4 protein-coding genes and 2 pseudogenes are annotated in these 9,143 nt (G+C 39.9%); 5 read left to right on the top strand and 1 reads right to left on the bottom strand.

Annotated elements, in window-relative coordinates:
* Positions 1-228 precede the first annotated feature (228 nt).
* Positions 229-550: pseudogene (locus tag FTT85_RS05815) on the top strand (transposase); the annotation flags it as partial.
* 28 nt (positions 551-578) lie between these two features.
* Here the strand turns inward: FTT85_RS05815 and FTT85_RS05810 are convergent.
* Positions 579-1,280, bottom strand: a pseudogene (locus FTT85_RS05810) (IS1 family transposase).
* A gap of 11 nt (positions 1,281-1,291) precedes the next feature.
* Between FTT85_RS05810 and FTT85_RS05805 the strand changes: the two are divergent.
* The 4 genes from FTT85_RS05805 (at position 1,292) to FTT85_RS05790 (ending at position 9,140) form a co-directional block, all read left to right on the top strand.
* Positions 1,292-1,969: an IS5 family transposase gene (locus FTT85_RS05805; RefSeq protein WP_373886881.1), complete on the top strand. Its 678-nt coding sequence runs from the start codon at positions 1,292-1,294 to the stop codon at positions 1,967-1,969.
* A 231-nt stretch (positions 1,970-2,200) separates the two neighbouring features.
* The gene (locus FTT85_RS05800) at positions 2,201-4,522 is read left to right on the top strand and encodes a class I SAM-dependent DNA methyltransferase (RefSeq protein WP_180183095.1); all 2,322 of its coding nucleotides are present in this window, start codon (positions 2,201-2,203) and stop codon (positions 4,520-4,522) included.
* Positions 4,522-5,889 (top strand): restriction endonuclease subunit S, encoded by a 1,368-nt coding sequence (locus FTT85_RS05795; protein WP_180183094.1) that lies wholly within the window; start codon positions 4,522-4,524, stop codon positions 5,887-5,889. Before FTT85_RS05800 ends, FTT85_RS05795 begins: the two co-directional genes overlap by 1 nt.
* Positions 5,886-9,140, top strand: a complete 3,255-nt coding sequence (locus tag FTT85_RS05790) for a type I restriction endonuclease subunit R (protein ID WP_180183093.1) — start codon at positions 5,886-5,888, stop codon at positions 9,138-9,140. Before FTT85_RS05795 ends, FTT85_RS05790 begins: the two co-directional genes overlap by 4 nt.
* Positions 9,141-9,143: the final 3 nt, after the last annotated feature.

Below are 9,143 nucleotides of genomic sequence, written 5' to 3'. Positions count from 1 at the left end.
TGTACACAGTGCACTGGGTTATGTATCACCTTTTGAGTTTGAAGCAATGTACTATGATAAGATTAACCCGTTAGGTCAGGTGGCCTAACTTAAATAAAAAAGTCTCCGACAAACCCGGTACGGTTCAGTTTTGTGAAACTCTCAAAATGATAAAAGAGGATGCTTCTTTCAAATGACTTTGTTGCACAAACCTAGTCTAGCAGGTTTATTCAGCCCTATAATTTCAATATGAATAAACCTACGCCTAAAATCTATCGTACAACTAACTGGTCTTCCTACATGAGCAGTATACTGCGAAGACTGAATTAACCGAGGTAATATTTCCATTTGGTTTGATACAAACACTCAGTGGTATGCACAATCACAAGGCAAGCAAGGTCGAAATCAAACTTACTCTGATACCGCGATTCAATGCTGTTTAATGATCAAATCTTTATTCAGACTTTCTCTACGCATGGTCACAGGTTTTGTGCAAAGTCTAATTAAACTATGTGGATTAAATTGGACTGCACCAGATTACAGCACGCTTTGTCGAAGACAAAAACATATTGGGTGATGTTTCAAAAAGTATGCTGGCGTTAAACAAATCCGTTATTAAGGTAAAAGAAAGTCAAATCAAAGGCTTTAAAATGATTTTCGAGCTTTTTAGAAAAGTTGCAACTTCTCCTAAATCCACGCCTGATTCGATGACGAATTCTACAATTGTTACCTTCAATACCGACGGTAAAAAACTTACCGATCACTTGTTTGCAACATTGAAATGCTGTGATAAAACTATCCCAGCGATCACTCGCAATTCGAGCATATTGAACCCCAAGCTTTTTAAGTCTAGCTTTAAGACGTTGAACCGTTGCTAAATCCCGCTTACCCCAAACATAAGCAACAATTTCTCCAGATTCTCGATGGTAGGCATAAATAAGCCATTGTTTATTTTGCTTATTCCCTACAAAAGTCCAAAGTTCATCGACTTCAAGACATTCGTAGTGACTTTGTCTAGGCTGAATCTGATAGATCGATTCACTTAAGGTTCGTAATACCTTGCCAATGCTGATACGCTCGACTTCAGCAATATCTCTTACACCGCTTCCTCTGACCATTAAATGTAATATCTTGCCGGTAATACCTCAGTTACACCCTTGATAGCTTAATGCATGATCACCAATAAACTGACGTTTGCAATCTTTGCACTGATGGTTTTGTTTCCCATCTACTTTGATGCCATTTCTCTTTATATTGTTACTTAGACAGGTAGGACATTTGATTTGTAGCGTTATTTTCATACCTCTATTTTATCAAAAGTCATATTGTTTTTTTCAGCATACTTTTTGAAACACCACCACATATTGATATTGCGATTAGCTATCAAAAAAGTAGTGATGGGTTACATCTACTCGTAAACTCAACTGGCTTGAAGTTTCTAGGTGAAGGTGAATGGAAACGTAATAAACATGGACCTGAGTATCGTCGCCAATGGCGTAAGCTTCATATTGGGATCGATGCTGAAACCCTTCAAATACGTGCAGTACAACTTACTACAAATAATGTAAGCGATTCGCAAGTTCTCGATGATTTACTTGCTCAAATTCCTTTAGATGAACGAATTGATTCGGTCTATACCGACGGTGCTTATGATACGAAGCACTGTAGACAAGTCATTTTAGATCGAAATGCACATGCAGTCATTCAGCCAAGAAAAAATGCAAAGCCATGGAAAAATCAGAAATTAAGATCTTTAGAGCGGAATGAATTATTAAAGACAGTCAAACGTTTAGGCAGATCACTTTGGAAAAAATGGTCTGGTTATCACCGTCGAAGTTTGGTTGAAACTAAGATGCATTGCATCAAATTATTAGGCGATAAATTAACAGCGAGAAGTTTTTCTAGTCAGGTAAATGAGATCCATGCACGTATAGCCGTATTGAATAAATTTACAGAATTAGGTCGTCCTCATACCCAAGTTGTCACTTGAGTTTTGTTCAAATGAGCAGAGTGCTGCCTTTTAAATCTTTGTGCAACAAAGCCCTTTCAAATTGAAAATAAAAAGATACATTCCTTATTTTAAAATTGACGAAGTAACTCGATTGTTATACTAAACAATCGTCTTTTGTCCCATTTAAAGCTAGTAAAATTCTTTGTAAATCAGGCACAATAAACCTTAGGTATTTTAAGTTTTAGCCTTCAGGCAAGCGGTAGTTTTTTAATGACAAATAATAACTTTTCACAAGTTGCAGCCTTCATTTGGTCGGTAGCAGATTTGCTTCGTGGTGACTTCAAACAATCGCAATATGGACGTGTGATTTTACCGTTTACCTTATTACGCCGTTTAGAGTGTGTACTAGAGTCAAGCAAGGCAGATGTATTGGCAGCTAACGAAAAAGTAAAACAAATGCCACTGCCTGAAGAAGCTAAAGAAAAAATGCTTTTAAAAGCCACCAATGGATTATCGTTCTGTAATACATCTGAACTGAGCTTAGTGAGTCTTGGGCAAAAGGACATTCGTGCCAATTTGGTGAATTACATTCAGCACTTTACTAAAGATGCCCGTGAGATTTTTGAGCATTTTAAATTTGATGAATTTGTAGGACTGCTTGATGATGCCAACTTACTGTATAAAGTGGTACAAAAGTTTGCTGCAACAGACTTAAGTTATAACGCCGTATCCAACCATGAAATGGGTTTGGTGTTTGAAGAGTTGATCCGTCGTTTTGCTGAAGGTTCAAACGAAACCGCAGGTGAACATTTTACCCCACGCGATATTGTGCGTTTAACAACAGGCTTAGTTTTTGGTAAAGATGATGATGCTTTAACCAAAGACGGCATTATCCGTACCGTATATGATCCAACAGCAGGTACAGGCGGATTTTTATCATCAGGTACGGAATACGTACGTGAGCATAATCCTGATGCGGTGATTCGTGTTTATGGTCAGGAGTTAAACCCTGAGTCATATGCCATTTGTAAAGCCGATATGCTGATTAAAGGTCAGGATGTCAAAAACATCAAACTCGGCAATACGTTGTCTAATGACCAACTTGCTTACGACAAATTTGACTACATGCTGTCTAATCCGCCATTTGGTGTGGATTGGAAGAAGATTGAAGATGACATTAAATCTGAGCATGAACAAAAAGGTTTTGAGGGGCGTTTTGGTGCAGGTTTACCGCGTGTATCGGATGGTTCGTTACTGTTTTTAATGCACTTGATGAGTAAGATGCGTCAGCCAGATGTCGAACATGAACAAGGCAGCCGTATTGGTATTATTCTCAATGGTTCGCCATTGTTTACAGGCAGTGCAGGCAGTGGCGAGAGTGAAATCCGCCGTTATATTTTAGAAGCAGATTTGTTAGAAGCGATTATCGCGCTACCGACTGATATGTTCTATAACACAGGTATTGCCACATACGTTTGGGTACTGAGTAATAAAAAAGATGCTGAACGTAAAGGCAAAGTACAGCTTATAGACGGCAGTAACCTGTATAGCAAAATGCGTAAGTCACTTGGCTCAAAACGTAATGAAATGAGCGAAGATGATATTGCCCTGATTACGCGTACCTATGGCACTTTTGAGGTGATGGATGCCCGTGAGCTGGATAAACCTGCCGAGGTAAAATCGAATCGTGGTCGTCAATCTGCAAGTCCTAAAATGGAAACGGCGAAGACTTTCTCAAGCAAGATTTTTAACAGCTATGAGTTTGGCTACCGCCGTGTGAGCATTGAGCGTCCGTTACGTTTATCGGCTCAGGTGAGTGATGAGCGTATTGCTACCTTACGTTTTGCTCCAAAGCCATTTAATGCCGTAATGCAAAAGCTATATGACGACTATGGCAGTACATGGACAGCAGACAGCTATGGTCAATTGGCTGAGTATGAAGCCGAGATTCGTGCGCTGATTAAAGCCGAATTTAGCGAACTGAAAGAAAAAGACATTAAAACCGTACTTGAGCCAAAACTCTGGTTAGAGCAACGTGCCTTACTCACCAAAGCCCAAGCCCTACAAGCCAAGATTGGCACGGCGCAGTTTGATGACTTTAATGCCTTTGATGAGGTACTCAAGCAAGCCTTAAAAGATGCCAACATTAAGCTTGAGACCAAAGAGAAAAAACAATTTATTGATGCCATTACATGGAAAAATGCTGATGCTGAACCTGTGGTAAATAAGGTTGTAAAAGGCGCAGAAAATCCGCTGTATGGTCAGTTTGCCTATAAAGGTAAAGTGGTTGAATTTGTACAAGATGGTGATTTACGTGATGCGGAAAATATTGCTTTAAATCCAAATGTCAGCACCACTGATTTAATTGAGTCTTACTTTAAGCGTGAAGTACAACCGCATGTGCCAGATGCGTGGATCAATGCTGATAAGCGTGATGCACAAGATGGTGAAATTGGTATTGTGGGCTATGAGATTCCGTTTAACCGCCATTTTTATGTGTATGAACCGCCACGTGATTTAAGCGAGATTGATGCGGATTTGGATGCGGTGAGCCGTGAAATTATGGCACTTCTGCAAGAGGTGCATTCTTAATGGCGAAGTATGAGAAATATGCTGAATATAAAGAGTCGGGTTTTGAATGGGCTGATAAATTACCTGCTCATTGGAATAGTGTGCATTTGAAATGGATATCAACAATTTATGCAGGTGGCACACCATCAAAAAATATCGAAAGTTATTGGGAAAATGGAACAGTACCTTGGATTAATTCGGGTGCAGTAAATCAAACTTATATTTTAGAGCCATCTACTTACATAACTAAAACAGCTTATGAGAATAGTAGTGCTAAATGGATTCCTAAAAAAGCCTTAGTCATGGCTTTGGCTGGGCAAGGGAAAACCAAAGGTATGGTTGCACAATTAGGTATTGATACTACTTGTAATCAATCAATGGGAGCAATTATTCCTAATGATTTAAGTTATGCACGTTATTTATTTTGGTGGATAACGTCTAACTATCAAAATATTAGAAATATGGCAGGTGGTGATTTACGAGATGGTCTAAATTTAGAACATCTTGGGGATATGAGTTGTCCATTACCTAATGAAGATGAAACTCAAAAAATCGCCAATTTCCTTGACCATGAAACTTCAAAAATTGACAGCCTAATTGCCAAACAAGAAAAGCTGATTGAACTGCTAAAAGAAAAACGCCAAGCGGTGATTAGCCATGCTGTGACCAAAGGTTTAAATCCTGATGTCAATACGAAAGATTCAGGTGTGGAATGGTTAGGGCAAGTGCCTGAGCATTGGATATCATCACGATTGAAATATTATACAAACCAAATTGTTGATGGTGCTCATTTTACTCCTACATACTCTGAATCAGGTGTTCCTTTTTTAAGGGTTACAGATATTCATAATTCACAAATTGATATGGATAATATTAAGTATATTCCTGAACATGAGCATCTTGATTTGATTCAAAGGTGTAAGCCTGAAAAAGGTGACTTACTCCTTTCAAAAAATGGGACGATTGGTATACCTAAACTAGTTGATTGGGATTGGGAGTTTAGTATTTTCGTTAGTTTATGCTTAATTAAGTTTAAGAAAAATCTTAAAGCTGAATTTGCTGAGTATTTTTTCAAGAGCTATGAAATTCAAGAGCAAATTTTTGGTTTAATTAAGAAAAGTACTGTTATTAATCTACATTTGGATAAGATTGAAAACTTTTGGTTTTCTATTCCTCCACTTGATGAACAAATACAGATTGTTGAATATTTAGATAATAAAATTAATGAATTAAATAATTTGATTAGTAAAGCTGAATCAGCCATTCAACTGATGCAAGAACGTCGTACAGCCCTTATTTCCTCTGCGGTCACAGGCAAAATTGACGTTCGCAATTGGCAAAACCCCAACCATAACAATAATCAGGCGAATACGGAGCTTGGCGCATGAGCAGTGATGTAACCAAAGAAACAGCGTTCCAAAATGACATCATTCGCCAAATGCAGTCGCACGGTTGGCAACTTGGCTCAGGTGCAAGCTATAACCGAGAAAAAGCCCTCTATACCCAAGACCTATTGGACTTTGTACAACGCACTCAACACAAGGAATGGCAAAAGTTTAAAGGCATTTTCCCGAATGACACCGACCGCCATTTTTTAGACACCGTAGAAGCACAGCTGAAAAAAGCCGACATCAACGCCACCGATGCCCAATCCCGTAGTTATGGCACATTGGGCGTGTTGCGTCATGGACTGCGTACCCGTGGTTGCCGTTTTTCATTTTGTCAGTTTAAACCCGAACATGGCTTAAACCCTGAACTGAACGAACGCTATAAACAAAACATTTGCCGTGTTGTACCTGAACTCGTCTATAGCCCATACGCCAATAAAGCCGAATTAGAAGCCACAGGCAAACAAGCCAAAAAATGGCGCATTGACCTTGTACTGTTTATCAATGGTTTTCCTGTGGCAACAATGGAGTTAAAGTCAGAGTTTAAACAAGCGGTGCAAAATGCCATGGCACAGTACCGCAAAACTCGCTTGCCCAAAGACCCACAAACCAATAAGCCTGAACCGTTGCTCATGTTTAAGCGTGGCGCATTGGTGCATTTTGCCGTGAGTCAGTATGAAGTCTATATGGCAACGCATCTTAATGGTGATAGCACGTATTTCTTGCCCTTTAACAAAGGCACCAAAGACCAAGGTGCGGGTAATGACATTCCTGAAAATATCAATGAATATGCCACAGGCTATTTATGGAATGAAGTTTTAACCCCTGATCGCTTGCTCAATATCATCGGCAACTTTATTCATCTACAAATTGAAGAAAAAGAAGATTGGGAAGGCAAAAAATACAAAAAAGAAAGCCTGATTTTCCCACGTTATCACCAATGGAAAGTCGTGACCCAATTGGTTGAGGATTCCTTAAAGGAAGGTACAGGACAAAAATACCTGATTCAGCACAGTGCAGGTTCGGGTAAATCCAACTCCATTGCATGGACGGCGCATCAGCTTTCTAGCCTATACGATGCTAACAATAAAAAGCAGTTTGATTCGGTGATTGTGGTGACAGACCGCACCATCTTGGATGCACAGCTTCAAGACACCATTCATCAATTTGAACATGCCGATGGCGTGGTGGGTCGTATTAATAATAAAGAAGGTGATGGTTCAAAATCGGAGAAACTCGCTAAAGCCTTAGAAATGGCACAGCCGATTATTATTGTCACCATTCAAACGTTCCCATTTGTACTGCGTGCGATTGAGAACAGCACCAGTCTGAAAGAACGCAAATACGCCGTGATTGCTGATGAAGCGCATTCATCACAAAGTGGTTCCACGGCGCGTCAGCTTAAAGAAACCTTGATGGTGGAAGAACGTGCCGAAGATGACAGCCTATCGACTGAAGATATGCTTGATGCGGTGATGGCATCACGTAAAGGCAATGATAATTTAAGTTTCTATGCTTTTACCGCAACGCCAAAGGATAAAACCTTACAGTTGTTTGGCCGTGTGCCTGATCCAAGCATGCCTGCTTCCAAGACCAATTTACCGCAGGCTTATCATGTCTATTCGATGCGCCAAGCGATTGAAGAAGGCTTTATTTTGGATGTACTGAAAAATTACACCAACTATAAAGTGGTCTATCAGCTTAAGCAGAAAATTGAAGAAAAAGACGATACGGTCGATGCCAAGAAAGCCAAGATCAAGCTCAATCAATGGGTACGCTTGCATGATTACAACATCTCGCAAAAGGTCGCGGTCATCATTGAGCATTTTAAAAAGAATGTGATGGGCTTGCTCAACAACCAAGCCAAAGCCATGGTGGTCACTAGCTCACGTAAAGAAGCCGTGCGTTATAAACAAGCCTTTGATAAATACATCACTGAGCAGAAATACCAAAACATTCAAGCGATGGTGGCATTCTCAGGTGAAGTTGAATTCAATGAGAATGATTCGGACAGTAGTCATTTACTGGGGCAGAAGTTTACTGAAAGCAATATGAACCCGAACCTGAAAGGTCGTGAAATGCGTAAAGCATTTGATAGCGATGACTTTCAGGTGATGATTGTGGCGAATAAATTCCAAACAGGCTTTGACCAACCTAAACTCTGTGCCATGTACGTGGATAAGAAATTGGGTGGCGTGGAATGCGTACAAACACTATCTCGCTTAAACCGTACTTATCCAAGCAAAGCGCAAACAGGCACGTTTGTGTTGGACTTCTTTAATGAGCCACAAGACATTTTAGATGCCTTTCAACCTTACTACCAAACAGCAGAATTGGCAGATGTATCCAATCCTGACCAAGTGTATGACTTGAAAAATAAATTGGATGCGTCAGGTATTTATCAAAAGACGGAGGTAGAGCAATTTGCTGATGCCTTCTATGCCAAAAATAAATCACCTGCGGCGGTAGCGAATATCTGCAAGCCTGCCTTACAACGCTGGGAGCAACGCTATATAAAAGCGGTAAATGATTATGATGTTACTAAGAATCGCTTAGAAATTACCAAGCGTACCAATGAACCTGTACTGATTGCCAACGCAGAAAATGAATTTGCGGATGCTAAAAAAGCCCGTGATGCCTTGGAAATCTTTAAAAAGGATTTGGGGAGTTTTAGTCGTTTTTATGAGTTTATGTCGCAGATCGTGGACTATGACGATAAAGACCTAGAAAAGCTGAGCCTATACGCACGTGCGTTACGTCCAATGTTGCGTGAACAAATTGCAGATGAAGATGTGATTGACCTAAGTAATGTGGAAATGACTCATTACCGTTTATCTAAGCTTCGTCAGCAGGATATTCAGCTTCAAGCTGATAGTACTGAGCATAAGTTAGAACCTGCCAATGATGTGGGTACTGCAAAGGCGAAAGATAAGAAAGAAGATTTCTTGTCGCAGATTTTACGCCGTGTGAATGACTTATTTGTGACGGATAACTTAACGGATCAAGACATGATTAATTATGCCTATACCGTTGCCGATAAGATGGCAGAAAACACCCGTATGATGACGCAGATTCACAACAACCCACGTGAACAAGCGATGTTGGGAGAGTTTGATACGGCACTAGATGATGCGGTGTTAGATAGTAATGCAGCGCACATGGAGCAAATGACACAGCTGATGAGCGATCCTGCCAAGATGAAGCAGTTTGCGCATATTATTTATGATGTTTGGGTGAGTAGAAATTATTGAAAT

It is taken from the genome of Acinetobacter sp. YH01020 (assembly GCF_013420275.1).
GTDB lineage: Bacteria > Pseudomonadota > Gammaproteobacteria > Pseudomonadales > Moraxellaceae > Acinetobacter > Acinetobacter amyesii.
The sequence above is the reverse complement of the archived record's forward strand: the minus strand, read 5'-3'. Positions and strand labels throughout refer to the sequence as shown.